General features: G+C 64.9%; 36 protein-coding genes. 6 read left to right on the top strand and 30 right to left on the bottom strand.

The window, feature by feature from the left end; genetic code table 11:
• Positions 1-39: 39 nt before the first annotated feature.
• From BRAD285_RS07975 to nifH, 7 genes are all read right to left on the bottom strand, one after another.
• Positions 40-885 carry an electron transfer flavoprotein subunit beta/FixA family protein gene (locus BRAD285_RS07975; RefSeq protein ID WP_006609705.1) on the bottom strand — a complete coding sequence of 282 codons (846 nt, stop codon included), beginning with the start codon at positions 883-885 and terminating at the stop codon, positions 40-42.
• Positions 886-1,144: 259 nt separating this feature from the next.
• The gene (gene nifW, locus BRAD285_RS07970; protein WP_006609704.1) at positions 1,145-1,483 is read right to left on the bottom strand and encodes a nitrogenase stabilizing/protective protein NifW; all 339 of its coding nucleotides are present in this window, start codon (positions 1,481-1,483) and stop codon (positions 1,145-1,147) included.
• Positions 1,480-2,271, bottom strand: coding sequence for a serine O-acetyltransferase (gene cysE, locus BRAD285_RS07965; protein WP_006609703.1), 792 nt, complete (start codon positions 2,269-2,271; stop codon positions 1,480-1,482). The genes nifW and cysE overlap by 4 nt, the downstream gene beginning before the upstream one ends.
• A gap of 2 nt (positions 2,272-2,273) precedes the next feature.
• Complete coding sequence (gene nifV, locus BRAD285_RS07960; RefSeq protein ID WP_006609702.1) at positions 2,274-3,413, bottom strand: homocitrate synthase; 1,140 nt, start codon at positions 3,411-3,413, stop codon at positions 2,274-2,276.
• Positions 3,414-3,743: 330 nt separating this feature from the next.
• A complete protein-coding gene (gene irrA, locus BRAD285_RS07955; RefSeq protein ID WP_006609701.1) occupies positions 3,744-4,238 on the bottom strand; it encodes an iron response transcriptional regulator IrrA in 495 nt (164 codons plus the stop codon).
• A 17-nt stretch (positions 4,239-4,255) separates the two neighbouring features.
• Entirely contained in the window at positions 4,256-4,981 is a 726-nt protein-coding gene (locus BRAD285_RS07950; RefSeq protein WP_006609700.1) for a nitrogen fixation protein NifQ, read from the bottom strand.
• Positions 4,982-5,065: 84 nt separating this feature from the next.
• Positions 5,066-5,953 (bottom strand): nitrogenase iron protein, encoded by an 888-nt coding sequence (nifH, locus tag BRAD285_RS07945; RefSeq protein ID WP_006609699.1) that lies wholly within the window; start codon positions 5,951-5,953, stop codon positions 5,066-5,068.
• Between the two features lie 422 nt (positions 5,954-6,375).
• Here nifH and BRAD285_RS07940 point away from each other — a divergent pair, with 422 nt between their 5' ends.
• Together BRAD285_RS07940 and BRAD285_RS07935 are read left to right on the top strand one after the other, a co-directional pair.
• Complete coding sequence (locus tag BRAD285_RS07940; protein ID WP_006609698.1) at positions 6,376-6,807, top strand: response regulator transcription factor; 432 nt, start codon at positions 6,376-6,378, stop codon at positions 6,805-6,807.
• Positions 6,701-7,225, top strand: coding sequence for an ArsC/Spx/MgsR family protein (locus tag BRAD285_RS07935; RefSeq protein WP_349509729.1), 525 nt, complete (start codon positions 6,701-6,703; stop codon positions 7,223-7,225). The genes BRAD285_RS07940 and BRAD285_RS07935 overlap by 107 nt, the downstream gene beginning before the upstream one ends.
• 18 nt (positions 7,226-7,243) lie before the next feature.
• Here BRAD285_RS07935 and BRAD285_RS07930 read toward each other — a convergent pair whose 3' ends face one another.
• The 3 genes from BRAD285_RS07930 to BRAD285_RS07920 are packed head-to-tail and all read right to left on the bottom strand — an operon-like array spanning position 7,244 to position 8,206.
• On the bottom strand, positions 7,244-7,606 hold the full coding sequence (locus BRAD285_RS07930) for a ferredoxin (RefSeq protein WP_006609696.1): 363 nt from the start codon (positions 7,604-7,606) through the stop codon (positions 7,244-7,246).
• A complete protein-coding gene (grxD, locus tag BRAD285_RS07925; protein ID WP_006609695.1) occupies positions 7,603-7,932 on the bottom strand; it encodes a Grx4 family monothiol glutaredoxin in 330 nt (109 codons plus the stop codon). Before grxD ends, BRAD285_RS07930 begins: the two co-directional genes overlap by 4 nt.
• 40 nt (positions 7,933-7,972) lie before the next feature.
• Positions 7,973-8,206: a BolA/IbaG family iron-sulfur metabolism protein gene (locus BRAD285_RS07920; protein WP_006609694.1), complete on the bottom strand. Its 234-nt coding sequence runs from the start codon at positions 8,204-8,206 to the stop codon at positions 7,973-7,975.
• A gap of 263 nt (positions 8,207-8,469) precedes the next feature.
• On the opposite strand from BRAD285_RS07920, the gene BRAD285_RS07915 reads away from it, so the two are divergent.
• The 4 genes from BRAD285_RS07915 (at position 8,470) to BRAD285_RS07900 (ending at position 10,471) form a co-directional block, all read left to right on the top strand.
• A complete protein-coding gene (locus tag BRAD285_RS07915) occupies positions 8,470-8,961 on the top strand; it encodes a hypothetical protein (protein WP_006609693.1) in 492 nt (163 codons plus the stop codon).
• Between the two features lie 90 nt (positions 8,962-9,051).
• Positions 9,052-9,411 (top strand): iron-sulfur cluster assembly protein, encoded by a 360-nt coding sequence (locus BRAD285_RS07910; protein WP_006609692.1) that lies wholly within the window; start codon positions 9,052-9,054, stop codon positions 9,409-9,411.
• A 36-nt stretch (positions 9,412-9,447) separates the two neighbouring features.
• Positions 9,448-10,203, top strand: coding sequence for a dienelactone hydrolase family protein (locus BRAD285_RS07905; protein WP_006609691.1), 756 nt, complete (start codon positions 9,448-9,450; stop codon positions 10,201-10,203).
• Positions 10,204-10,228: 25 nt separating this feature from the next.
• Positions 10,229-10,471, top strand: coding sequence for a hypothetical protein (locus tag BRAD285_RS07900; RefSeq protein WP_006609690.1), 243 nt, complete (start codon positions 10,229-10,231; stop codon positions 10,469-10,471).
• Positions 10,472-10,913: 442 nt separating this feature from the next.
• Here the strand turns inward: BRAD285_RS07900 and BRAD285_RS07895 are convergent, their stop codons facing one another.
• From BRAD285_RS07895 to BRAD285_RS07805, 20 genes are all read right to left on the bottom strand, one after another.
• Positions 10,914-11,372 (bottom strand): group II truncated hemoglobin, encoded by a 459-nt coding sequence (locus BRAD285_RS07895; protein WP_006609689.1) that lies wholly within the window; start codon positions 11,370-11,372, stop codon positions 10,914-10,916.
• A gap of 15 nt (positions 11,373-11,387) precedes the next feature.
• Positions 11,388-11,555, bottom strand: coding sequence for a hypothetical protein (locus BRAD285_RS35695; protein WP_006609688.1), 168 nt, complete (start codon positions 11,553-11,555; stop codon positions 11,388-11,390).
• A 9-nt stretch (positions 11,556-11,564) separates the two neighbouring features.
• Positions 11,565-11,873 carry a DUF6156 family protein gene (locus BRAD285_RS07890; RefSeq protein ID WP_035644697.1) on the bottom strand — a complete coding sequence of 103 codons (309 nt, stop codon included), beginning with the start codon at positions 11,871-11,873 and terminating at the stop codon, positions 11,565-11,567.
• Between the two features lie 35 nt (positions 11,874-11,908).
• Entirely contained in the window at positions 11,909-12,121 is a 213-nt protein-coding gene (locus BRAD285_RS07885) for a hypothetical protein (RefSeq protein WP_006609686.1), read from the bottom strand.
• A 12-nt stretch (positions 12,122-12,133) separates the two neighbouring features.
• Positions 12,134-12,442: a 2Fe-2S iron-sulfur cluster-binding protein gene (locus BRAD285_RS07880; protein WP_006609685.1), complete on the bottom strand. Its 309-nt coding sequence runs from the start codon at positions 12,440-12,442 to the stop codon at positions 12,134-12,136.
• Positions 12,443-12,479: 37 nt separating this feature from the next.
• Positions 12,480-13,694, bottom strand: coding sequence for a DegT/DnrJ/EryC1/StrS aminotransferase family protein (locus tag BRAD285_RS07875; RefSeq protein WP_006609684.1), 1,215 nt, complete (start codon positions 13,692-13,694; stop codon positions 12,480-12,482).
• Positions 13,695-13,696: 2 nt separating this feature from the next.
• Positions 13,697-13,957 carry a hypothetical protein gene (locus BRAD285_RS07870; protein ID WP_006609683.1) on the bottom strand — a complete coding sequence of 87 codons (261 nt, stop codon included), beginning with the start codon at positions 13,955-13,957 and terminating at the stop codon, positions 13,697-13,699.
• A gap of 17 nt (positions 13,958-13,974) precedes the next feature.
• Positions 13,975-14,331: a DUF3024 domain-containing protein gene (locus tag BRAD285_RS07865; protein WP_006609682.1), complete on the bottom strand. Its 357-nt coding sequence runs from the start codon at positions 14,329-14,331 to the stop codon at positions 13,975-13,977.
• 16 nt (positions 14,332-14,347) lie between these two features.
• Positions 14,348-14,587 carry a nitrogen fixation protein NifZ gene (locus tag BRAD285_RS07860; RefSeq protein ID WP_006609681.1) on the bottom strand — a complete coding sequence of 80 codons (240 nt, stop codon included), beginning with the start codon at positions 14,585-14,587 and terminating at the stop codon, positions 14,348-14,350.
• Complete coding sequence (locus tag BRAD285_RS07855) at positions 14,584-14,907, bottom strand: nitrogen fixation protein NifZ (RefSeq protein WP_006609680.1); 324 nt, start codon at positions 14,905-14,907, stop codon at positions 14,584-14,586. The genes BRAD285_RS07860 and BRAD285_RS07855 overlap by 4 nt, the downstream gene beginning before the upstream one ends.
• Entirely contained in the window at positions 14,904-15,677 is a 774-nt protein-coding gene (locus BRAD285_RS07850; protein ID WP_006609679.1) for a 4Fe4S-binding leucine-rich repeat protein, read from the bottom strand. Before BRAD285_RS07850 ends, BRAD285_RS07855 begins: the two co-directional genes overlap by 4 nt.
• Positions 15,670-16,203: a hypothetical protein gene (locus BRAD285_RS07845; RefSeq protein ID WP_006609678.1), complete on the bottom strand. Its 534-nt coding sequence runs from the start codon at positions 16,201-16,203 to the stop codon at positions 15,670-15,672. Before BRAD285_RS07845 ends, BRAD285_RS07850 begins: the two co-directional genes overlap by 8 nt.
• An 11-nt stretch (positions 16,204-16,214) precedes the next feature.
• The gene (locus BRAD285_RS07840) at positions 16,215-16,544 is read right to left on the bottom strand and encodes an iron-sulfur cluster assembly accessory protein (RefSeq protein WP_006609677.1); all 330 of its coding nucleotides are present in this window, start codon (positions 16,542-16,544) and stop codon (positions 16,215-16,217) included.
• A gap of 10 nt (positions 16,545-16,554) precedes the next feature.
• Entirely contained in the window at positions 16,555-16,779 is a 225-nt protein-coding gene (locus tag BRAD285_RS07835) for a YfhL family 4Fe-4S dicluster ferredoxin (protein WP_006609676.1), read from the bottom strand.
• A gap of 55 nt (positions 16,780-16,834) precedes the next feature.
• Positions 16,835-18,397 carry a nitrogenase cofactor biosynthesis protein NifB gene (nifB, locus tag BRAD285_RS07830; RefSeq protein WP_006609675.1) on the bottom strand — a complete coding sequence of 521 codons (1,563 nt, stop codon included), beginning with the start codon at positions 18,395-18,397 and terminating at the stop codon, positions 16,835-16,837.
• A 259-nt stretch (positions 18,398-18,656) separates the two neighbouring features.
• Entirely contained in the window at positions 18,657-19,523 is an 867-nt protein-coding gene (locus tag BRAD285_RS07825) for an SIR2 family protein (RefSeq protein WP_006609674.1), read from the bottom strand.
• Complete coding sequence (gene nifT, locus BRAD285_RS07820; RefSeq protein WP_006609673.1) at positions 19,523-19,744, bottom strand: putative nitrogen fixation protein NifT; 222 nt, start codon at positions 19,742-19,744, stop codon at positions 19,523-19,525. The genes BRAD285_RS07825 and nifT overlap by 1 nt, the downstream gene beginning before the upstream one ends.
• Entirely contained in the window at positions 19,744-20,955 is a 1,212-nt protein-coding gene (gene nifS / locus BRAD285_RS07815; RefSeq protein ID WP_006609672.1) for a cysteine desulfurase NifS, read from the bottom strand. Before nifS ends, nifT begins: the two co-directional genes overlap by 1 nt.
• 9 nt (positions 20,956-20,964) lie before the next feature.
• Entirely contained in the window at positions 20,965-21,255 is a 291-nt protein-coding gene (locus tag BRAD285_RS07810; RefSeq protein ID WP_006609671.1) for a NifU family protein, read from the bottom strand.
• Positions 21,256-21,310: 55 nt separating this feature from the next.
• Positions 21,311-21,631 (bottom strand): iron-sulfur cluster assembly accessory protein, encoded by a 321-nt coding sequence (locus BRAD285_RS07805; RefSeq protein WP_006609670.1) that lies wholly within the window; start codon positions 21,629-21,631, stop codon positions 21,311-21,313.
• Between the last annotated feature and the right edge of the window lie 191 nt (positions 21,632-21,822).

Genomic DNA, 21,822 nt, shown 5'->3' with positions numbered 1-21,822 from the left:
GATCCGAAAGAAGCCCGAGGTCTGAAACCGATGATGAAGTCAGAAGCCGTGCGCCGACGAGACCAGCTCGGCTTCCAGCTTCGGCTGGCGCTTGAACAGCTCCTCGATCAGCGCCTCGGCCGGCGGGCGATTGGCGAAATCGACGAAGACCGCCTTCTCCGCCCGTGCCGACGGCGCGAACACGCGCTTGACGATGGTCGGCGAACCTTTCAGGCCGCACTTCGAGATGTCCTCGACGCCAGCGTCCTTGGCGCTCCAGGTGACGATCTGCGCCCGCGCGGCGCGCAGCGCGTCCGCCATGGCGCCGCGGCGGATCTCGTTGGTCGCCTCGAGCATCGTGACCAGACAGGGAAGCCTGGTCTTGAGCACCTGCACGCCGCCTTCCGACCGCCGCTCGGCTTCGATGGTGCGCGCAGCCGGGTCGACCTCATTGATCTTCGCAACATAGGTGAGTTGCAGCAGCCCGAGCCGCTTGGCGATACCAGGACCGACCTGGGCGGTGTCGCCATCGATGGTCTGCTTGCCGGTGAATACGATATCGGGCGCACCGAAGGTGTCGCTGATCTTGCGGATGGCGGTTGCCAGCGCGTAGGTCGTCGCCAGCGTGTCGGCGCCGGCGAAGAAGCGATCCGTCAGCAGCACGGCGCGATCGGCGCCGTAGGTCAGCGCGCGGCGCAGCGAGTCCTCGGCCGACGGCGGCCCCATGGTCAGTACCGTCACTTCGCCGCCGAACTTGTCCCGCAGCTGCAGTGCGGCTTCGAGCGCAAACAGATCGTAGGGATTGATGATGGTCGGTACACCCTGGCGCATGATGGTGTTGGTGACCGGATGAACGCGGATCTGCGCGGAGTCCGGGACCTGCTTGATGCAGACGACGATATGCATGCGATCTCTCCGGGTGTGTGGTCCTGCGATGAGGACAGCAATTGTCGTACCAGTTTCGAGTGCGATGAATATCGTCGTCGATTCAACGCCTTGACGGAGGCACCTGAAATTCTGCTGAGAGTTCATGCAGAGGTCCGACACGTCGCAAGCAGCACGCGTCGGGAATACGACAGGACGTCATTTCGCTGCGCTCGCTCACAAACAACAGCGCCGCCGGCAGGACCGGCGGCGCTTGCGGATATCGTGATGAGTTCGTCTGTTACTTCAGCGTCGTCAGCGACACGAAGGGTTTTGGCGCGGGCTTCGGCGGCGCAACGGCTTCCTTGAGCACCTTGAAGACGCGCCGGTCGAGAGGCGTCGACACCACAAAATCCTGATAGGCCTGCTCCAGGAAGGATTTGCAGCGGGTTGCGATCTCCTCATTGGAGACCTCCGAGAAATCCTCGCTCACGAGGTACTGACCCATCCGCCTGAGAATGTGCAGACGGCAGACGTTGAGGACCTTGGGATCGTAGTCGACGCCGAGCAGCTTGAAGAACTCTTCGGCCGCTGACGTCTGCTTCAGTTGCTCGAGCACATTCGGTATTGCCGCAGTCATTGCTTCGCTCCTTGAGTCAAAGTCGGATCAACCTCGCATCCATTGACCGGCGCTGGTGGCGGTGGCCCCTGGCGCACCTTCTGGCGGACATGCGCGAGCTGCGCTTCGAGGAACTCGATGCGGTCCAGCATCACCGACAGCGCCTCGCCGACCGGATCAGGCATGAGGTGATGATCCAGATCGATCCGTCCGACGGTGCGGCGATGCGTGAACTCCGGCCGCACCACTTTCGCAGGGATGCCGACCACGGTGACATCGGGCGGTGTGCTTTGGATGACGACCGAATTGGCGCCGACCCGGGTGCGCGGTCCGATGGTGATCGGCCCAAGGATCTTGGCGCCGGCCCCGACGACGACGCCGTTCTCCAAGGTCGGATGCCGCTTGCCCGGCGACCAAGAGGTGCCGCCAAGCGTGACGCCATGATACAGCGTGACGTCGTCGCCAACCTCGGCGGTCTCGCCGATCACGACGCAGGCGCCGTGATCGATGAAGAAGCGACGGCCGATTTCGGCGCCGGGATGAATGTCGACATTCGACAGGAAGCGGCCCAGCCACGACAGCAGCCGCGCCGGAAACCGCCAGCCGTTGATCCATAAACGATGCGCGAGTCGATGCCAGATCAGCGCATGGATGCCGGGATAGGTCAGCAAGGTCTCGATCTCGCTGCGCGCGGCCGGGTCGCGCGAGCGGACGCAGCCGATGTCCTCGCGGATCAGCCGGAACAGCGACGGCGGGCTCGCCTCGGCGACGACGGTCTTGGCAATTGGGCTATCGATGATGTCGGTCATGATCAGGCAAAGCTCGCATGCGGGTGATCACAGACTTCGCGCCAGATGGCTGCAACGGCTTCCTTCGGCACGGGACCCTTGTGCGCGACCGCATGCTTGCGCACGCGCGCGAGAATGCGTTGCGCCTGGTCGGCGCTCGCCGGCAGACGCAGGTCGGACAGCAGCGACGTGATCGCCGAGAGACCGGAATGCTTGCCGATCACGATCCGGTTGGAACGGCCGAACAGCATGGGATCGAGCGCCTGGTAGGTGCGCTGATCCTTGAGCAGGCCGTCGACGTGAATACCTGACTCGTGGGTGAAGACATGCTCGCCGACGATCGCCTTGTTGAGCGGAATGGCGCGCGCCGCGGCAGCCGCGACAACGTTAGCGACATGATCGAGCTCGGCGAGCACGATGCCGGTCTCGCGACGGTAGAGCTGCCGCAACGCGACGGCCACCTCCTCCAGCGGCGCATTGCCGGCACGTTCGCCGAGGCCGATCACCGTAACCGACGCATGTGTCGCGCCGGCCTTGATCGCCGCGAGCGTGTTGGCGGTGGCAAGGCCGAGATCATCGTGGCCGTGAAATTCGATCTCCAGGTCCGTCGTCGCGCGCAAGGCTCCGACCAGCGCCGATGTCGCATCGGGATCGAGCACGCTCAGGGTATCGGCGACACGGAAGCGCCGCGCGCCGAGCGCCTTCGCGGTCGCAATCACTTCGGCCAGGAAGCCGACATCCGCGCGCGAGGAATCCTCGCCGCCGACGGCGACGCCCAATCCCCGGCTCCTGGCATAGCTGACGACGCGCTTGAGCAATTCCAGCGCGACGCTGCGGCCACCGCCGAGCTTGGCTGCGATCTGCACATCCGACGTCGGGATGGAGACATTCACCATCGATACGCCGGCGGCGATGGCGGCATCGACATCCGCCTCGCGCATCCGGCACCAGCCGATGATGGTCGCCGGCAGACCGGCCTCGACGATCGCTCTGATAGCAGAGATCTCGTCCGCGCCCATCGCCGGTGTCCCGGCCTCGATCTCGGGAACGCCAGCCCGCGCCAGCGCGCGGGCAATCGCGACCTTCTCGCTGAGGGCGAAAGCGACGCCCGGAGCCTGCTCGCCATCGCGGAGCGTGGTGTCGTTCAGGATGACCCGGGGCATCGGGCTCCCGGACGTCGAACTCCCAAGACCCTGGCTCCCGAGCGCAGAGCCGGCCTCGCGGGCATTCCTGCTGATAGTCTTGGGCTCGCGTGGTCCGAAGACGTCAGGCATTCACTTGCTCCGTCGCAACCTGTGTCGACCGCCAGAGCAATTCGCCCAATCCACGGCCTGTCAGTCACTCAGCAACGGCCATGCCAGGGCCAAGCACCACCCTATTTGCTTGAATGCAAACGGCTTTTCGAAAGACGACGATTGTCGGATTTGCAACAGGGTCGGGAATCGGACGTGGCGGAGATGGAGAGATATGTGCCCACGCGGGGACCCGCGCCGTCAGCCCTGGCGCGTGCGGCGCAGGTGAATGACGACGTCGATCCGCTCCATGGCGTAGCCCGGCAGCGGCTCGGGCAATTGATCGAACGCGACGACATCGGGCACGTCGACGAGCTCGCCCTCGTCCTCGTAGAAGAAGTGCGGATGCACCGTGGTGTTGGTATCAAAGAACGACCGGGAGCCGTCGACCCCGATCTGCCTGAGCAGACCGAGCTCCACGAACTGATTGAGCGTGTTGTAGATGGTGGCCTGCGAGATCTTCATCCCAGTCGCGACCGCCTCGGCGTAGAGCACGTCGGCGGTGATATGACGGTTGCCATTGCCGAACAGGATGCGGCTGAGCTGCTGGCGCTGCTGGGTCGGGCGCAAGCCCGCCAGCCGCAGCGCGTCCTCACAGCGGCGCATCAGGGCCTCGCCAGCCTCGCAGGTCTCCGCTTCGGGACAGCGTCCGTGGTCGGAGTTGCAGGGGGATCCAAGCTGGGGGTCCATCAGCATCGTCGCAGTCCTCGAACTCACATCGCGGCGCTGGCCGCCTCCTGCAGCGCCACCTCGCGGCGCCGCTCCGCCATCCGGCTCTCGCCGCTCTCCTCGCCGAAGCAGAGCGCAAAATCGTTGCACTGCGTGCAGACCGGCGTCGTGCACATGACGAAGCCGTCGTCCTCGCACAGCATGCGGTAGAAGAAGCGCTTCCAGCGCATGTTTCTCGTGTTGCGGCTGGCCAGCGGCGCGAAATGGCGCATCAGCAGCCGCGACAATTCGGAGCGCTCGCGCAGGCCGAGATCTTCCCAGAGATGGTTTGGCTCCATCGCGCGGCGCGCGACCATCGCCGCGAGCCAGCGGCTGACGTCGCCATCAGTCGAGCGCTGCGCCGTGAGCAGATCGCGTACCATCGCGATCTCGTCGTCATCGGGCGCTGGAGCGGCGCCGTTGATCGGCAGCCAAGTGGAATCGATCGCCGCGGCGGGAAACAGCTGCGCCAGCAGCGCAATCAGCTCGACGGTCGAAAGCCCCGCGCGCTCCGCGAGCACACCATGCTCCATCGCCGACACCGCCAGGATCGATGCGATCACATGGCGGTCGAAGTTGAAGTCGTCGTCGATCACCGCCTCAGCGGGGTCGTTGCCTGTCAGCAGGCGGTAGATCTGCCGGCCACGATGCCGCTTGTCGTCCTCGAAGGCGAGCGGTGCTTGCAGGTTCACCGCGGCGGCATGCGACGTATCGACGATTGCGATGGTCATGGCGCGATCTCCTATCGAGGCCGATGAGAGTTCGAAGAAGAGGTACCGGCCTTCCGACGGGAGGAAGGCCGGTACCAAGACTGCTTAAGCCGTTGCGGCGAGATCGGCGGCAGTCTTTCCGACTTGGCTCTCGTCCACGGCCTTCATGATGCCGTGCTCCATCAGCATGTCCTCGAGCTCGTCCATCGTGATCGGGGTCGGGATGATGCCCTTGCCGGCATTGCCGTGGATCTTGGTCGCCAGGTTGCGGTAGTGGCCGGCCTGGACCGAATCCGGGGCATATTCCAGCACGGTCATGCGGCGCAGCTCGGCGTGCTGCACGATGTTGTCGCGCGGCACGAAGTAGATCAGCTGGGTGCCGAGCTTCTTGGCGAGAGCCTCGGCCAGCTCCAGCTCCTTGTCGGTCTGGCGCTCGTTGCAGACCAGGCCGCCCAGGCGCACGCCGCCGGAGTTCGCATACTTCAGAATGCCCTTCGAGATGTTGTTGGCGGCATACATCGCCATCATCTCGCCGGACATCACGATGTAGATTTCCTGCGCCTTGTTCTCGCGGATCGGCATCGCGAAGCCGCCGCAGACCACGTCGCCGAGCACGTCGTAGGACACGTAGTCGATGTCCTCATAGGCGCCGTTCTCTTCCAGGAAGTTGATCGAGGTGATGACGCCGCGGCCGGCGCAGCCGACGCCCGGCTCCGGACCGCCGGACTCGACGCAACGGATGTCGCGATAGCCGACCTTCATGACCTCTTCGATCTCGAGGTCCTCGACGCTGCCCGCGGCAGCGGCCAGGCTCAGGATGGTGTCCTGCGCCTTGGCGTGCAGGATCAGGCGGGTCGAATCCGCCTTGGGGTCGCAGCCGACGATCAGGATCCGATGACCCATCTCGGCCAGCGCGGCCAGGGTGTTTTGCGACGTCGTCGACTTGCCGATGCCGCCTTTGCCGTAGAATGCGATTTGTCGCAGCGATGCCATTCTGCTCTCCATCAACCGATTGCTAAAGCCGCGCCCGCTCGTCCGCAGGGCGTGACCGCGTCCTCTCATGTGTCCGAACCGGCAGACGGGTTATTGGGAAGGAGAGCATCGCTCGTCCGAAGCGTCGGCGTGCACTCAGCCCTCAACCATTGCCTAAACGGAGTTTTGCAACGGCTGTGCCATCGCCGGAGGCGAGCGAAAACGATCATGATTTGAAGGAGATGAAGCACAATCCCGCGATCATGGCGGCTTGTTGCAAACCCGACATCGGAACGCTTCGCAAGATCGGACGCGGCGCCCCGCTGTCCGAAACGACACAAGAGCGGCTGTTTTCCTGCGGAATCCGAGCCGGAACGGGATTTGCTAGATCCTCATCGCAGCCTTGCGGCCAAGGATCTTGCGAAGATTTGAGGAGGATGCTGATGCAGATCGGAGTTGAAACGGCGAAAGCGGTGGACCAGCGGCGCGTGTTCGTGATCGATGACGACGAGATCACCCGCGCCGCCCTGCAGTTCATGCTGCACGATGAGATCGAAACTCATGAGCTGGCGACGCCGGAAGAAGCTTATGAGAAAGGCGTCGACTGGCTGGCGCCGAACGTGGTGCTGCTCGGCGTGTCCTTCCTGAAGCAGCGCGGGCCCGAGCTGGTGCGCGAGATCGCCGCCAAGTTCAAGGGCGTGCGGATCCTGATCGTGACCGCGAAGGCCGACGAGGCGATCGCCATCGAAGGGTTGAAGGCGGGCGCACATGGCGCGGTGGTCAAGCCGCTCACCATCGAGTCGGTGCGCAAGAAGGTCGACACCATTCTCGGCCGCGCCGGCGGCGCGCAGCTGGTCCAGCTCGGCGGGTTCTGACGTGACCACCGTCGTGTTCTACGAGAAGCCGGGCTGCGGCACCAACGCCCGGCAGAAGCTGATGCTGACCCGCGCCGGCCATGAGGTCGAGGCCAGGAATCTGCTGACCGAACCGTGGACCGGCGAGCGGCTGCGCGCCTACTTCGCCGGGACGCCGGTGTGGTCCTGGTTCAACCCGGCCTCGCCGCGCGTCAAGTCAGGCGAGATCGAGCCGGAGGCGATCGAGGCCGTCGCGGCGATCGATCTGATGCTGGAAGATCCGCTGCTGATCCGCCGTCCGCTGATCGAGGCCGGCGGCCAGTGCTGCGCGGGCTTCGACCGCGAGCCGGTGCTGTCACTGCTGCAGGGGGAGGATGATCTCGACGACGTCCAGGGCTGCACGCGGCCCTATGCGTCGCCCTGCCCGGAGCCGCGCTGAGCGGCTCCGGTCAAAACTTCAGCGCTTCAGCACCATCACCAGACGGTCGACGCGCTTGCCCTGCTTGAAGTGGGATTCGACGATCTCGTCGATGTCCTCGGGCTTGGTCGGCCGATACCAGATGCCGTCGGGATAGACCACCATCATCGGCCCGGCGCTGCAGAAGCCGAAGCAGCCGGCGGCGGTGACGCCGACATCCGTCAGCCGCTGCGCCTCGATGGTCTTGGTCAGCCGGTCCCACAGCGGCTGCACACCGAGCGCGCCGCAGCTGCCGCGCGGATGTCCCGGCGGACGCTGCGTCAGGCAGACGAAGGCGTGATATTTGTAGAGCTGCGGAATCTCGAAATCGTCTTCCGCCTCTGCGACACCACCATCGCTCATGATGCGGCCGCCTTGATGCCCTTGTCGGTCAAGAGCGTTGCAAGCTCGCCGGCCTGGAACATCTCGCGCACGATATCGCAGCCGCCGACGAATTCGCCCTTCACATAGAGCTGGGGAATGGTCGGCCAATTGGAGAATTCCTTGATGCCCTCTTGGATGAAGGGATCGGCCAGCACGTTGACGCTCTCATAGGGCACGTCGAGCTTGGCGAGGATCTGCGCCACCGCTGCGGAGAAGCCGCATTGCGGCGCCGCCGGCACGCCCTTCATGAAGAGAACGATGTCATTGCTGTCGATCAGCTTCTGAATGCGTTCGGATGTCGACATTGATGTTGTCCTTTCGTCCCTGGAGGTGTCGCGGCAGCGATCATTTCGGCAATGACGTCTCGAGCGCCAGCGCATGCAACACGCCGCCCATCTGCCCCTTGAGGGCCGAATAGACCATCTGATGCTGCTGCACCCGGCTCTTCCCGGCGAAAGCCTGCGAGGTGACGCGCGCCGAATAATGGTCGCCATCACCGGCCAGATCCTCGATCACGACGACTGCATCCGGGAACGCCTCCTTGATCAGACGTTCAATATCAGTTGCTGCCATCGCCATCGCTGTGTCTCCCGCTGGATTGATGACAGCGTCATGCAAGCTCCGAACCAGCCATTTGCGGGTCGTCAGCGCTGTGCCGGCGTTGCTCGAGCGCTGAATTGACGACGGGCACGTCGGCTTTGCGACAAGGACGACGATGCGACCGAGGCAAGGCCTTCAAAATCCAACATGCCCGCGCGTTTTCGCCGGCTTCGCGGCGATGACGGCCTCTGCTGCACCACCGCAAAAACGGTCCGCGTCTTGCAATGATTTGATCGAGGTCAATGCAGATGCTCGAACTCGTCAGCGAACCCGACACGATCAACTTCGGCGATCTTCCCGAGGAGATCGACGCGCTGCTGCAGCAGGGCGTAGCTGCCTATCGCCGCGATCATGCCCGCGCAGACCGGCTGTTTCGCCAGGCGCTGGCGGCCGCGCCACAGGAGCTGCCGACCTATTTCTGTCTCTATAAGATTCACACTTATCAAGGCCACCTCGACGAGGCCAAGGCCGTTGCCGAGCTCGGCCTCATTGAGGCTGCGCGCCAGGCCGGCTGGTCCTCGGATTGGCGTCAATGGGTGCCGCATGAGCGGCTGCCTGATGGCGCCGGCCGCTTCGCCCTCTACACGCTGAAGGCGCTCGCCTTCATCCACCTGCGCAAGAACGATCCGGAGAGCGCGGCCGACATGCTGGCTGCGCTGCGCCAGCTCGATCCGTCCGGCGCCGTTGGATGGCCAGTCGTGGCCGCGCTCGCCGACGGACTCGGCGCGGAGTGAGGCCATGCAGCATCTTCAGCGCCATCTCGACACGACATTCAACGACTATCCCCCGGTGCGAACCAGGACCATGAGAGGACCCAACGCATGATGAGCATGCACGCCGCTCCCCCCTCCCCGTCGCAGAGCGCCCTGGCGACCGGCTCCCAGACGGCCGCCGAGAGCGTGATCGCCGCGCTGCGGACGGTGTACGACCCGGAAATTCCGGTCAACGTTTACGACCTCGGTCTGGTCTATCGCATCGCGCATGAGGGCGGCGGCGCGGTCGAGATCGACATGACGCTGACGGCGCCGGGCTGCCCGGTCGCAAGCGAGATCGTCCGCATGGTGGAGGACGCCGTGCAGGCCGTCGACGGTGTCGTCTCCGTCAAGGTCACGCTGGTGTTCGAGCCGCCGTGGGACAAGTCGCGGATGTCCGAAGAGACCGCCCTGGAGCTGGGCTTGTTGTAACGCGCGCAAACCGCGCCAACGACGCAGGAGCATCACATGGCTACCGAGAGCACCATCAAGCTCACCGCCAACGACGGGCACACGTTCCAGGCGTTCCGCGCCGATCCGGCCGACACGCCCAAGGGCGCTATCGTCGTACTGCCGGACGGCAACGGCAGCAGCAAGGTCCGCAAGGTCGCCAACGCCTTTGCCGCGAGCGGCTATGTCGTGATCGCACCGGAGCTGTCGCCTCCGGCGGCGGTCGAGGCCCCGGCCGACGGCGAGCCGCCGCCAGCCACACAGGATCCGGTCGCTCCGCTGCTCGCCGAAATCCAGTCCACCGTCGACAGCGTCAAGGAGTGCGGCAAGGTGGCCGTGGTCGGCTACGGCGCCGGCGGTGGCCTCGCCTATAGCGCTGCGAACCGGGTGTCCGGGCTCGCCTGCGCCGTCAGCTACTATGCGACCGGCGTCGTCGACGCCGCCGGTGCCAAGCGCAAGGTCCCGACCCTGCTGCACTTCGGTGAAGCCGACGCCGTCGTGCCGTTCCCGGCCGTGAGCATGTTCCGCGCCGACCACCCCGAGGTCAGCGCCTTCTCCTATCCCAATGCCGCCCACGACTTCGACGCCGAGGGCGATACCTATGATGAGACGGCCGCTGCGCTGGCGCAGGAGCGAACGCTCGCCTGGATCTCGCAATACGTCGTCGGCCAGCCACCGATCACCTTGAAGAACGCCGGCGCCTATGCGCTCGCCAAGGTCGACAAGAAAAAGAAGAAGAAGGCCGACGACGACATGGGACCTCCGGCTGATTGACAATCCGGTGCAGTGAGGCCACGCGATGCTGCCAACGACCATCCTGATCGACGAACGGCCGCGCTGCGTGGTGCGGCCCAACGATACCAAGGACCTCAACCGCTTCATCCGCAACGGCAAGACCTATCTGCTCGCCGAGATGCCGGACGGCAAGATCACCCACCGCAATGCCAGCGAGACCGAGATGGCGCAATGGCAGAACGCGCTGGCCTTGCACCGCGCCTGGGGCGGCGACGACGAGAATTTCTTCGGAGTGCCGTTGTATTAGTTGAAGTCCCGTAGGGTGGGCAAAGGCGCCACAGACCGTTTTAAGTTAGCACCGCCCCATGCGCGCCGTGCCCACCGCACCGACGGCGGTATTTGTTGATCAAGCGGCGGTGGGCACGCTTCGCTTTGCCCACCCTACAGATTGAGGTTAAAGATCGACTGATCAAACGGAGCAACCACGTAACGCTGCCCGATACAGCGCCCTCTCCCCTTGTGGGAGAGGGCATCGGCAGCCCCTCCGCGAACTTGCTTGGGTGAGGGGTCCTCTCCGCGAGTCGCGCTCGTGGATAGAAACCCCTCACGCAACCGGGTCCGACGCGCTGTCCTACATGCCCTCTTCCACCCTGGCGACGCTTCGCTTCGCCTTGGGGGAGAGGGCGCATTCACTTGCATCGTCGCTCAAACTTTCAAAGATCGTGCTAGTCCGGCGCGAACCATTCTGCTCACGGCCGCGCAGCGCGCGCATCGTGCGGGTTGCCGGCCTGATTGCGCATCCAGTCGGCGAGCTTGGTCATCGCGGCGTCGACATCCTGCCGCGCAGCTTCATCCGCCACCGTCTCCTCGAGCGCGCCGCGCATGCACAGCAGCCACGCGTCACGCTCGGCGTTGCCGATCGGAAAACCCATGTGGCGCTGGCGCAGGCGCGGGTGGCCCTTCTCGGGGGAGTACAGTTTCGGACCGCCGAGCCATTCCGAGAGATAGCGCTTCAGCACGACCTTGATCGGCCCGAGATGGGTGCCGTGCATGTCGCGGATCGTCTTGCCCTCGGGCAAAGTATCCATCCGGTGGTAGAACGACTCGACCAGGCGATCGACCACGACTGCGCCGCCGATCCGCTCATAGGGCGTGATCACCGGCCCTGCCGCCGACGTCTCAGTCTCTGTCGTGCCTGCGTCCGCCATCAAAAGATCCCGTCTCTATTCGTCCAAGCTCGGCTGCAGAATCACCTCGGCCGGTGCGCCGGGCCCCTGCTCGGCCACGAGCTCCAGCGCATCGACCCGTGACAATCCGGCGCCGCTATCCATCAGCACGATAGCGTCCTTGGGCATGCTGGCAAGAGCCTCGATCAGCTTGGCAACGGTCACGGCTCCTCCTCACGCGGCCTCAGGCGCGGCGACAGCCGAGCCGGTCTCGTCGAAATTCAGCGTCACCGGATCCTCGTCGAGCATCACGATCTCGGCCCGGCTCAACGTCCCGTTGGCGTGATAATCGTACCGATGGGTCAGCTCGATTTCGCCGTACACGACCTTCTCGAATCCGGTCAGCGCACCCGCGGCATTGAAGTAGCCGCGGATGAAAGTGTTGCGGTTCGACAATTGCTCCGGCGCGATCGCCGTCACCAAGCGCAGCGGCAGCTTGATGCCCGTATACGATACGAAGAACTGAACCGCATCGGAGCTCATGCCGCCGCCCGCCTCCATCACCTGGCGCGCCGCCGTCACGCAGCGGCCGTGGCCTTCAGCGCCTCGACCTGATCGCGCGTCGTCTTGAACACGCCGCGGCCGCCGGCAAAGGTCTGGTAGGCCTTCAGGCCGATCGCCTCGCTGAGCTTGTTGAACCATTGCTGCGGCGTCAAGGTCGCCGGCCGTTCGCTGATCTCGGCGACGGTGCCGTCCGGGGCAAAACGAACGTGAAGCGTGATGTTGTCCATGGGATCCTCCTATTACAAGCCCGAGCCGAAGCCGAGCAGCTCGATCTTGACGTTCTCGGTGCCGAGAATGATGGCCTGGCAGGCGAGGCGGGACTTGGAGCCGACGCCGACGATGCTATCGAGCTTCTCGTTCTCGAGCTTGCTGACCTTCGACACGCCCTTGCGGCCCTCCTGCAGGAAGATGTGGCAGGAGCCGCACTTGGCCTGCCCCTCGCACTTGTGCGGGATTTCGACCTCGGCGGCGAGCAGCGCCGCGAGAATGGTGGTGCCCTCGCCCACCTCGATCGTCTTGCCGGAGGGCATGACTGTCAGAGTTGCCATTGATGTTCTCCTTTACTGGGGTTGAGTTCACGTCACGTCAGTAGATTGCCGCGCCCGCTCCGACATTGACCGAGGCGTCCTTCATCGTCGCGACGATGAAGGCGATCTGGTCGGTGGTCAGATGGACGTGGAACGGCAGGGCCACGACGCGGTCGGCAACCTTCTCGGTCACGAGATAGTCACCGCGACGATAGCCCATGTCGAAATAGTGCCGCTGCAGATGCAGCGGATTGGAATAGGCGACGGCCTCGACCTGCTCGACGCGGAGATCCTCGACGATCGAGTCACGGCTCGATTTCGAGAACCGCGTCCCCAGATGCACCTGGTAGAGAAACCAGTTCACCTCGGTGACGTCAGGGCCGACATAGGGATCCTTGATTCCTTCGAACGACTGCACTTCGCTGTAGTAGACCTGCTCGATCAGCTTGCGACGCTCGAGGATCTCGTCGATGCGCTTCAATTGCGCAAGTCCCAACGCCGCGGTGACGTCGCTCATCACCGCCTGGTGCGACGGGGTGCTGCAGACAACGACCGAGGCCCGCTCGTCGAGGCGGTGCGAGCGATGCCGGCGCACCGCGACCGCGATGTCGACGTCGTCGGTGACGATCATGCCGCCCTCGCCGCAGGTCAGCGCGAATGGCTGCGAAAAGTCGAAGACCGAAGCCGCGCCGAACGTGCCGACCAGGGCCCCCTGATACTTCGAGCCGATCGCCTCGCTCGAATCCTCGATCAGCGGCAGACCGTGCGCCTTGGCGATCGCCTGCAGCTCGGTCCATTTGGCGGGATGGCCGTTGGTGTTGCCGGCGAGGATCGCCTTGGTCCGCTCGGTGATCCGCGCCTCGATCTTGCTGGGCGCCAGCGTGCCGGAATAGTAGTCAATATCGGAAAACACCGGCTTGGCGCCGGCGATGCTGATCGCGTGCGCGACCTCGCGGAACGAATAGGACGATGCGATCACCTCATCACCGGCTCCGATCCCCATCGCCTTGAGCACGAGCAGGAGGCCGAGCGTCCCGCTCGGAACCGCGACGGCATATTTGCGCCCGAGATAGGCGGCGAACGCCGCTTCGAACTCTTCGACGAGCGGACCGGTGGACAGCCTCGGCGAGCGCAAGGTCGCCTCAACGGCTGCGATCTCCGCCGTCGTGATGTCGGGATCGGACAGCGGGATGAAGTCGGAGCCGACCGGCGTCAGCTCGACCTCGTCCTGCTCCTGCCTGTCGGCGTCATGCACCAGATAGGGCTTGGTCATGATCAGCTCCGCTTGGCCAAAATCAGGCCGGTGGCTTTGGCCGGATCGTCGGTCACGCCAGCGCAATGCTCGCTGGCGTCGAGCAGATGCAAGTCGAACGCCGCGTAGGTGCGGAACGGGGCCTCCGTCACATCGGAGGCGTCGCAGCGCGTCAGAACCAGCTTGGGAAAGCGGCGGCGCAACTCGCCGAACGCCGTGCTGCCGGCGTCAGGTTGCTCGAGGACTTGCGCGATCTCATTCAGTTCCTGCTCCGCCAATGCCATCTCACCCGTCCTCCTCGTTACTGCCAGAAGATCCGCGCGGGGTCGGCGTTCAGCTCGTCGACCGCCGCGGTCAACCGCTGGTGCACGCTGTGCAGCTCCCAGATCCCCTTCGCGTGATCTCTCCAGAACAGCTTCCACATCGTCTTCGCGGGATCATGACGCAGCAGCGCCACGTCGATCACCCCGCCGTCCTTGTCGATGTTGCGAGAGCAACACGGACTGCGGACCTGATAACCCTCTTCGACCGGCACGACCGCCGGCTCGACGTAGCGGTAGCGCTTGCGCGACTTCAGCGCGCGCTCGATCCGCTTGCGATCCAACTCGTTGGGATGCGCGGGCAGGATGAGACTGGACTTGAGCGCGGCTGCCGCCATGGCTGATCATCGCCCCTCACACCGGGACGATCTCCTCTTCCAGACAGCCCACCACCAGCTTCTCGCCGAACTCGACCAGATAGATCGGCATGTTCGCCTCGGTGTGCGTGCCGACCTGGACGATCTCGCCCATGTCGCCGACGCCGACGAGCTTGGCCTCCGCCGGAGCGTTCGGGAACGACCCGTCATTGACGAGGTCGATCAGCGCCTTCACGCGCTGACCCCATTGGTATTTCGGCATCCGCGGTTCGATCATGACCTGTACGCTCCCGGCAGCGGCAGTTCGTCCTCCGCGTCCCCACGCGGAACGGTGGATTCGAGCTCCTTGCGTTTCATGCCGACGCGGTTTCCGCTCTCCAGAAACTCGACGCCATAGATGTAGAATTGCTGCAGGAAGGTGCCGATCGAGACGACGTAGCCGATCTCGCCCTTCTTCGCGAGGATCTCGCCGATCTCCTTGCCCGCATAGGTGCCGTCATTGCGGATCGTGCGCTTCGCCTTCACCTTCTCGCCGAACGTGAAGTATGGCGGCGCCGACAGCTCGACGACCTCGCTGTCACGAACGATGTTGCTCATGCCGGTTTCTCCATCGCAGCTCCCGAACGGTTGTCGAGCCGGCCGCGCGCCATCTCCTGCACCAGCGGATCCTCGTCGCGCGCGAGCTCGGCGAGCTCCGCGAGCGGGATACGGCTCGCCACTTCATGGCGTACGCGCCAGTCGGCATCCTTGCGCATGGCGGTCAACAGATCCGGCGCCAGGCGCTCCGCGATTTCGAGGCGCACGCGCGCGTCGGGATCGCTGATCATGCCGAGCAGCCAGTCGCCCGGGATCCGGCGCGCGACGACGCGACGGACCTCGGCCTCGGGATCACCCATCATGCGGCCGAGCACGGACGGCACGATCCGGCGCGCGACGACGAGGCGGACGTAGTAATCATCGTCCATCATCATCGGCATCAGGTCTTCGGGATCGAGCACGGTCGCAATGCGGATGCGGACCTCGCGATGCGGATCATGGCGCAGCCGCAGCACCAATCGCTTCGGCAGCCGCCGCGCCGCATTCCAGCGCACGGTCTCCTCGGGATCGTCGAGCAGCGGCGGGAGGTAGAAGGGGCTGGCATGCTTGGCCGCAATCGCGCGCACCTCGAAATGCGGATGCTTGACGTAATCGTTGGCGAGCGCCGGATTCCAGTTGAAGAAGCGGTCGATGCGCCGCGCATAGCGGTCGTGCACGCAGGCGTGGCGGAGCTTGCAGCCCCCGGCCGCGCTCAATTGCTCATGGGCGCAGCCGCCACAGCTGATCTCGTTGCCCTGCCAGTCGATGGCTTCGTCGATGTCGTCACTCATCGTCGAGCTCCACCCGGTCGACGACCTCGAGCAGCACGCGCGCGCCGACCTTGTCGCTGGGGTCGAGGTCGAGCAGCTTCTGCACCGCCAGCCGCCCCTCGACGAGATTGCCGAGCCGCATCTGCAGATAGGCGTAACCCTTCAAGGTGAACATGAAGAAGCGCGGCAGCATGTGGTCGAAGCTGCCGAACTCGGCATGCTCGGGGCGGACGTCGCGCCAATGCGGCGGCAAATGGTTTTCGACCGCGGCCTTGGCGAGGCAGCGCTTGGCGATGCGCAGCGCGTCGTTCAGGCGACCCTTGTAAAAGTAGAAACGATAGAAGCCGATCAGGACCGCGGCATGATCCGGCGCCAGCGCTTCGGCCTGCTTCAGATGGGCCTCGGCGACATCGTCGAGATGATAGCTCTGACTGGCCTGCCACAGCTGACGCTCGGCCTCTTCCGGCAGCCCGCCACCGAGCAGCGCGTCGGCAAGCAGCGCGTCCTCGATGGCAGTCTGGGAGTTGGGCCGGGCATCGGTCGGCATGATCTGCTGTCCTAGTCCTGCAGCGCCTTCAAGGCATGGCTGGAGCACGACACCTGTTTCGGATCATGGAACACGAGTCCGGTCTGGGTGGCGGTGTCAGCGAAATCGATGGTGACGCCATCGAGCAGCAGCCGGCTCTCGGCCGGCAGGAACAGCTTGACGCCGTCGCGCTCGACCACGGCGTCTCCGGAGAGCGGCGTGGCGAGGACGCTGATGTCGGCGGCGAGACCCGAGCAGCCGCCCGGCGACACCGCAAGGCGGAAGCCGGCCCCGGCGGCGCCGTCGGCCCGCAGCATCATGCGCATGAACTTCTGCGCGGCTGGCGTGAGCGTAAAGTTCATCGGGCTCTCCTCAGGCCGGCGGCTGATAGCGCGGGAACGAATTGTCGATGACGCAGGTGTTGTCGACCGGACAGACCGCGGCGCATTGCGGCTCGTCGAAATGGCCGATGCACTCGGTGCACTTCTTGGGGTCGATCACGAAGGTGCCGTTCTTCTCGGAGATCGCCACGTTCGGACATTCGGGCTCGCAGGCCGAGCAGCTCGTGCATTGCGAGGCAATGATCTTCAAAGTCATGAAACGCTCCTGTCGAAAGGGGCCGGCGGCGCCGCAACGCCGCCGGGATCGGATCTCACGCCGCCGAGGTCAGCGCGCCCTGGCGGATCTCGGCGTCACCGCGCACGACGTGCTGGATCTCCCCGCCGTTGACCTTGTCCAGGTAGCTCTTGAACCAGGCGATCGCCGACTTCTCGATGAACTCATGGGCAAACTGGTCGACGGGCTCGATGCCGGCGGCCTGCAGATCGCTCTTCGGGCAGCCGCCGATCTTGGCTACGAACACCGCATGGCAGTCGTTGATGGCGCGGATCACGGTCTCCAGGCTGTCCTCGTCGCCATAGCCGCCCTGGCAGTACAGGTCGACGCGGCGGTGACCGACGAACTTCGCACCGGCCGTGGAGAGTTCGTAGACCTGGAACTCCTTGGCGTGGCCGAAATGCTCGTTGATCAGGCCCGAGCCCTTGGTCGCGACCGCGACCAGCAGCTTGATGTCGCTGGACTGGCCGGCGAGCGAGGCAAGCTCCTCCTGGCGGGCGACGACCTTGGCGACGCGCTCGCTCTCGACCGCCTCCTGATAGGCCTTGCGGCTGTCGATGTCGTAGTTCACTTCCATCGCCATGATCTTGTCGGTGGTGAACTCCGCCGAGCGGTCCTCGCCGAGCAGGCCGACAGCGTCGGCGCGGCACTGGCGGCAGTGCCGCATCATGTTCATCTCGCCTTCGCACTCGTCCTGCAGCGCCTTCAGCTCCTGCGCGGTCGGGCCGCGCTGGCCAGTCAGGCCGAACACGGTGCCGTGCTCCGGCGAGGAGATCAGCGGCATGATGTTGTGCAGGAAGGCGCCGCGCGACTTCACCGCCTTGTTGACCTCGACGAGGTGCTTGTCGTTGACGCCGGGGATCATCACCGAGTTGACCTTGCAGAGGATGCCGCGCTCGGTCAGCATCTCCAGGCCCTGCAGCTGGCGGTCGGTCAGCAGCTTGGCCGCTTCAACGCCGGTGTAGCGCTTGTGCTTCCAGAACACCCAGGGATAGATCTTCGCGCCGATCTCGGGATCGACCATGTTGATGGTGATCGTGACGTGGTCGACGTTGAAGCCGGCGATGGTGTCGACATGGTCGGGCAGCGCGAGGCCGTTGGTCGACAGGCAGAGCTTGATGTCGGGCGCGGTGCGCGCGATCAGCTCGAAGGTCTTGAAGGTCTTCTCGGGGTTGGCGAGCGGATCACCCGGGCCGGCGATGCCGAGCACGGTCATCTGCGGAATGGTCGAGGCGACCGCGAGCACCTTCTTGGCGGCCTGCTCCGGCGAGAGCTTCTCGCTGACGACGCCCGGACGCGACTCGTTGGCGCAGTCATATTTGCGGTTGCAGTAGTTGCACTGGATGTTGCAGGCGGGCGCCACGGCGACATGCATGCGCGCGTAGTGGTGATGCGCTTCCTCGCTGTAGCAGGGATGGTTCTTCACCTTCTCCCATATCTCCGGCGGCAGGTCGTTCTCGCCGGCGCCCGAGCCGCAGCTCGCCTTGCCGCTGCCGCCCGAGGTGCCGCAGCCCTTATGTTCTGCGATGGTCTGCATCACCGAGCTCAGCTTGTCGCCGTCCGGTATCGTCGCCTGTTCGTGCTGCACTGACGCGTCCATGTCCGCTCCTTAACGTTGCTGGCGAGCCGCAAACCGCCTTGGAAAAGAGTTCAGCAACTCGCGTGCCACGCCGCGGACAAGATCATTTCTTCGGACTATCAACGCCTTAGCAAAATCATTGCGGCTGTCGCCTTGCCAACATGCGAAAGCCTCTCGTTTGATGCGTTGTTAGAAACGTTACAGACTCGAACCGACGCGCGGACGCACAGCAAAACAGCGCGGCTTGCGGCCGCGCTGTCGTGATTGCAAGGGATCGGGCTCAGCCGCCGATGATGATCTCGGTGGCGCGCGCCAGCGGGATCGCGATCGGAATCAGCCGCTCGGCGATGAAGAATTTCAGCTCGTTCTTCGACAGCGTATCAGGCTCGACCAGGACGTAGTGCTCGCTGCCCGAGCGCTTGATGACCTGGCGGCCATAGGTGCGCAGCAGCTGGTCGTTGAAGCGGCAGCCGATGAACAGGAAGCCGCGATCGGTGCGGCGATCCTTCACGGTGTCGGGTATCGGCGTCTGGATGTCGATGTCGGTCAGAACCTCGACATAGTCGGCATCGGTGATCAGGAAGTTCTTGGCCGGCGTGATGCCGCCATGCGGCTTGTACAGCAGCGTGGTCCAGCCACTGGCCTTCTCGCGATCGCTCTCGCCGCCCGCGGCGTCGTAGAAGCGATACCAGCGATCCTCGCCGATATGGGCGCGGGTGATGCCCTGGACCTCGCCCCAATCGCTGCGGCCGGCCAGCGCGGTCCGCATCGCGCCGTCGTACCAGCTATCGACGATCATCGGCAGCGGCAGCGACGCCAGATACTGCTGCAACGGTGTCGGCGCGACCGGTGCAGCGAAGGCCTCGGCCATCAGCACCGTCACCGTCGAGCGGTGGCGCGTGCTCTCGATGTGCTGCGCGGAGGCCCAGGCGTTGCCCTTGGCCCGGCGCGGCAATGCCACCTTGGTGCCGAAGAACGCGGCCAGCGCCTCCGGGTTCATCGGCACGGCAGCGCCGGATTGCTCCGACACGGCGGGTCCAAGAAACGGAACGACCTTGCCAGCCTTGAGCTTGGCGACGACATCCTTCAGCAGCGCCTCCGCGTCGGCCTGCTTGATGATGTCGATATGAGGAAGCGGCGCATTCATCACTCGTCCCCTTCTCCACCGCGCTTGCGCGCATTGATCGTGATCGGCAGCCGCGTATCCGCGGCCATCTGCGGCAGCTCGAGCACCCAGCCATTGGCGATGCGGATCCAGCCGCCCCACAAGGTCTCGTGCTCGGACTCGACGATCGGCTCCTCCAGGTCCTTCTTGGGGACGTAGATGGAGAGGCCGGTTTCCGGCGAGCGGCGGATCATGACTTTCATTACGTGAGCTCCGTGGGACGAAGGGCGTCCGCCGCGTGTGACGGATGATGTTGCAGCCAGGCCGGCGAGGTCTCGCGGAGGCGGCCGACGATGTCGGGCAGCACGGCCAGTACGCTCGTGATGTCGTCGTCCGTGGTTTCGCGCGACAGCGAGAAGCGGACGGCGCCGCGCAAAAGATCCGGCGGCACGTTCATCGCCCTGAGCACATGCGACGGCTCCATCGAGCCGGAAGCGCAGGCAGATCCCAACGACGCGGCGATGCCGGCCTGGTTCAGCCGCATCACGATCGGCTCGCCTTCGAGATGCTGGAAGGCGATGTTGGCGGTGTTCGGCAGGCGCTGCGCGGGGTCGCCGAGCACGGCGCAATGGCCGACGCCCTGGATGATGCCCTGCTCCAGCCGGTCGCGCAGCGCGCGGACCCGGCCCTGCTCGTCGGCGAGATGTTTGGCGGCGAGCTCGGCCGCCTTGCCGAGGCCGATGATGGCCGGCACATTCTCGGTGCCGCCGCGCCGCCGGCGCTCCTGCGGGCCACCGCGCACCAGCGGCGCGAACGGCGTGCCCTTCCTGACATAGAGCGCACCGATGCCCTTTGGCCCGTGCAGCTTGTGTCCGGACAGCGACAGCATGTCGACACCGGCAGCCTTGAGATCGATCGCGATCTTGCCGATCGCCTGCACGGCATCGGTGTGAAACAGCGCGCCGGCGTCATGCGCGAGCTTCGCCAGCCCCGGAATCGGATTCAGCGTGCCGGTCTCGTTGTTCGCCCACATCACGGAGGCGATCGCGGTGCGCGGCCCGAGTGCGCGCCTGTACGCTTCAAGATCAAGGCGACCGGCGGTATCGACGCCGATCAGGTGCACTGTCACGCCGCGCTTGTCCCGGAGATACTCGACCAGCGACAGGATCGCGGGGTGCTCGACCGCTGTCGTGACGATCTCGTCACGGCCCTCCTGCGTCTCCAGCGCCGACAGGATCGCGGTGTTGTCGGATTCCGTCCCACCCGAGGTGTAGACGATCTCGTGGTCGAAGGCGGCGCCCAGCAGCGCCTGCAGGCTCTTGCGCGCCTCGCGGACGGCGCCCGCGACCTCGCTACCGAAGGCATGCGAGGACGAGGCATTGCCGAACTGCTCGGTGAAGAACGGCAACATCGCCGCGACGACCTCGGGGTCGACGCGCGTCGTGGCGTTGTTGTCGAGGTACACCGGGCGCAAGGCCGCTCCTTAATGCCGCGCCTTCGCAGCGCCGGCCACTGGAACGAGACGGACGAACTCGCCGAGCTTCTCGATCATGCGGGCCTGGATGCCTTCCAGGGTCGCGCTGGCGAGCTTGCAGAAGATGCAGGCGCCGGCGAGCTTGACCATGATCTTGTTGCCGTCGATCTCGACGAGCTCGCAATCACCGCCGTCGCGCTTGAGGTTCGGACGAACCTCCTCGATCACGGCGCGGATGATCCGCTCGCGTTCGCTCATCTGAGCCGGCGCTTCGACGACGCCCTGGGTTTCAGCCAGCATGATGTCACTTCTCTCGTGTTGATGGATCAAGCGAAGGATTTAAGCGAACGACGGCTCAGGCGAAGGACTTGCCGCAACCGCAGCTCGACTTGGCGTTGGGGTTCTCGAAGGTGAAGCCGGAGCCTTCCAGCGCGACGACGAAATCGATCGTCGTGCCCTCGAGATATTCGAGGCTCTTGTGATCGACGAGCACGCGCACACCCTCGCGCTCGATCACGGTGTCCTCCGGCTCGCTGCCGCTGACGAGACCCATGTTGTATTTGAGCCCGGCGCAGCCGCCGGCTTCGACCATGATCCGGAGGCCGTCGACCGGCTTGTCGGAGGTCGTGATCGCGTTGCGTACTGCGTTGACGGCGCTGTCAGTCAGGTTGATCATCATCGTCTGGCCTTTCCCATTCGGCTGTTGCGAACCGAATTGGCAAGTCTCGTGCCATGGAACAAACAGCTGAAACGCTTGGACTTTTCCGAGTGTCGCTGTGGCGTTTCCGACGCGTGTCGGCTTTGCGACAGGCGCGGTTCACGCCGTGTCGCGCCCGTGACGCCGCGATGTCGAGGCGCAAATCCGAC

The organism is Bradyrhizobium sp. ORS 285 (assembly GCF_900176205.1).
Classification (GTDB): Bacteria; Pseudomonadota; Alphaproteobacteria; order Rhizobiales; family Xanthobacteraceae; genus Bradyrhizobium.
The sequence above is the reverse complement of the archived record's forward strand: the minus strand, read 5'-3'. Positions and strand labels throughout refer to the sequence as shown.

Bases quoted from the DNA above. Each gene is read 5' to 3' on its own strand.
- BRAD285_RS07805 (WP_006609670.1), bottom strand. From the start codon at position 21,631: ATGATCAACCTGACTGACAGCGCCGTCAACGCAGTACGCAACGCGATC.
- BRAD285_RS07870 (WP_006609683.1), bottom strand. From the start codon at position 13,957: ATGGCATTGGCGGAGCAGGAACTGAATGAGATCGCGCAAGTCCTCGAG.
- nifH (WP_006609699.1), bottom strand. From the start codon at position 5,953: ATGGCATCGCTGCGACAAATCGCATTCTACGGCAAAGGCGGCATCGGC.
- BRAD285_RS07895 (WP_006609689.1), bottom strand. From the start codon at position 11,372: ATGGCGGACGCAGGCACGACAGAGACTGAGACGTCGGCGGCAGGGCCG.
- BRAD285_RS07850 (WP_006609679.1), bottom strand. From the start codon at position 15,677: ATGAGTGACGACATCGACGAAGCCATCGACTGGCAGGGCAACGAGATC.
- BRAD285_RS07930 (WP_006609696.1), bottom strand. From the start codon at position 7,606: ATGAGCGATGGTGGTGTCGCAGAGGCGGAAGACGATTTCGAGATTCCG.
- BRAD285_RS07835 (WP_006609676.1), bottom strand. From the start codon at position 16,779: ATGACTTTGAAGATCATTGCCTCGCAATGCACGAGCTGCTCGGCCTGC.
- BRAD285_RS07845 (WP_006609678.1), bottom strand. From the start codon at position 16,203: ATGCCGACCGATGCCCGGCCCAACTCCCAGACTGCCATCGAGGACGCG.
- grxD (WP_006609695.1), bottom strand. From the start codon at position 7,932: ATGTCGACATCCGAACGCATTCAGAAGCTGATCGACAGCAATGACATC.
- irrA (WP_006609701.1), bottom strand. From the start codon at position 4,238: ATGCTGATGGACCCCCAGCTTGGATCCCCCTGCAACTCCGACCACGGA.
- BRAD285_RS07900 (WP_006609690.1), top strand. From the start codon at position 10,229: ATGCTGCCAACGACCATCCTGATCGACGAACGGCCGCGCTGCGTGGTG.
- BRAD285_RS07860 (WP_006609681.1), bottom strand. From the start codon at position 14,587: ATGATCGAACCGCGGATGCCGAAATACCAATGGGGTCAGCGCGTGAAG.
- nifT (WP_006609673.1), bottom strand. From the start codon at position 19,744: ATGAAAGTCATGATCCGCCGCTCGCCGGAAACCGGCCTCTCCATCTAC.
- nifV (WP_006609702.1), bottom strand. From the start codon at position 3,413: ATGCCCCGGGTCATCCTGAACGACACCACGCTCCGCGATGGCGAGCAG.
- BRAD285_RS07915 (WP_006609693.1), top strand. From the start codon at position 8,470: ATGCAGATGCTCGAACTCGTCAGCGAACCCGACACGATCAACTTCGGC.
- nifW (WP_006609704.1), bottom strand. From the start codon at position 1,483: ATGACTGCGGCAATACCGAATGTGCTCGAGCAACTGAAGCAGACGTCA.
- BRAD285_RS07875 (WP_006609684.1), bottom strand. From the start codon at position 13,694: ATGACCAAGCCCTATCTGGTGCATGACGCCGACAGGCAGGAGCAGGAC.
- BRAD285_RS07920 (WP_006609694.1), bottom strand. From the start codon at position 8,206: ATGGCGATGGCAGCAACTGATATTGAACGTCTGATCAAGGAGGCGTTC.
- BRAD285_RS07975 (WP_006609705.1), bottom strand. From the start codon at position 885: ATGCATATCGTCGTCTGCATCAAGCAGGTCCCGGACTCCGCGCAGATC.
- BRAD285_RS07935 (WP_349509729.1), top strand. From the start codon at position 6,701: ATGGCGCGGTGGTCAAGCCGCTCACCATCGAGTCGGTGCGCAAGAAGG.
- BRAD285_RS07950 (WP_006609700.1), bottom strand. From the start codon at position 4,981: ATGACCATCGCAATCGTCGATACGTCGCATGCCGCCGCGGTGAACCTG.
- BRAD285_RS07810 (WP_006609671.1), bottom strand. From the start codon at position 21,255: ATGCTGGCTGAAACCCAGGGCGTCGTCGAAGCGCCGGCTCAGATGAGC.
- BRAD285_RS07855 (WP_006609680.1), bottom strand. From the start codon at position 14,907: ATGAGCAACATCGTTCGTGACAGCGAGGTCGTCGAGCTGTCGGCGCCG.
- nifB (WP_006609675.1), bottom strand. From the start codon at position 18,397: ATGGACGCGTCAGTGCAGCACGAACAGGCGACGATACCGGACGGCGAC.
- BRAD285_RS07905 (WP_006609691.1), top strand. From the start codon at position 9,448: ATGGCTACCGAGAGCACCATCAAGCTCACCGCCAACGACGGGCACACG.
- BRAD285_RS07885 (WP_006609686.1), bottom strand. From the start codon at position 12,121: ATGGACAACATCACGCTTCACGTTCGTTTTGCCCCGGACGGCACCGTC.
- BRAD285_RS07890 (WP_035644697.1), bottom strand. From the start codon at position 11,873: ATGAGCTCCGATGCGGTTCAGTTCTTCGTATCGTATACGGGCATCAAG.
- BRAD285_RS07825 (WP_006609674.1), bottom strand. From the start codon at position 19,523: ATGAATGCGCCGCTTCCTCATATCGACATCATCAAGCAGGCCGACGCG.
- BRAD285_RS07940 (WP_006609698.1), top strand. From the start codon at position 6,376: ATGCAGATCGGAGTTGAAACGGCGAAAGCGGTGGACCAGCGGCGCGTG.
- BRAD285_RS07865 (WP_006609682.1), bottom strand. From the start codon at position 14,331: ATGGCGGCAGCCGCGCTCAAGTCCAGTCTCATCCTGCCCGCGCATCCC.
- cysE (WP_006609703.1), bottom strand. From the start codon at position 2,271: ATGACCGACATCATCGATAGCCCAATTGCCAAGACCGTCGTCGCCGAG.
- BRAD285_RS07880 (WP_006609685.1), bottom strand. From the start codon at position 12,442: ATGGCAACTCTGACAGTCATGCCCTCCGGCAAGACGATCGAGGTGGGC.
- BRAD285_RS07840 (WP_006609677.1), bottom strand. From the start codon at position 16,544: ATGAACTTTACGCTCACGCCAGCCGCGCAGAAGTTCATGCGCATGATG.
- BRAD285_RS07910 (WP_006609692.1), top strand. From the start codon at position 9,052: ATGAGCATGCACGCCGCTCCCCCCTCCCCGTCGCAGAGCGCCCTGGCG.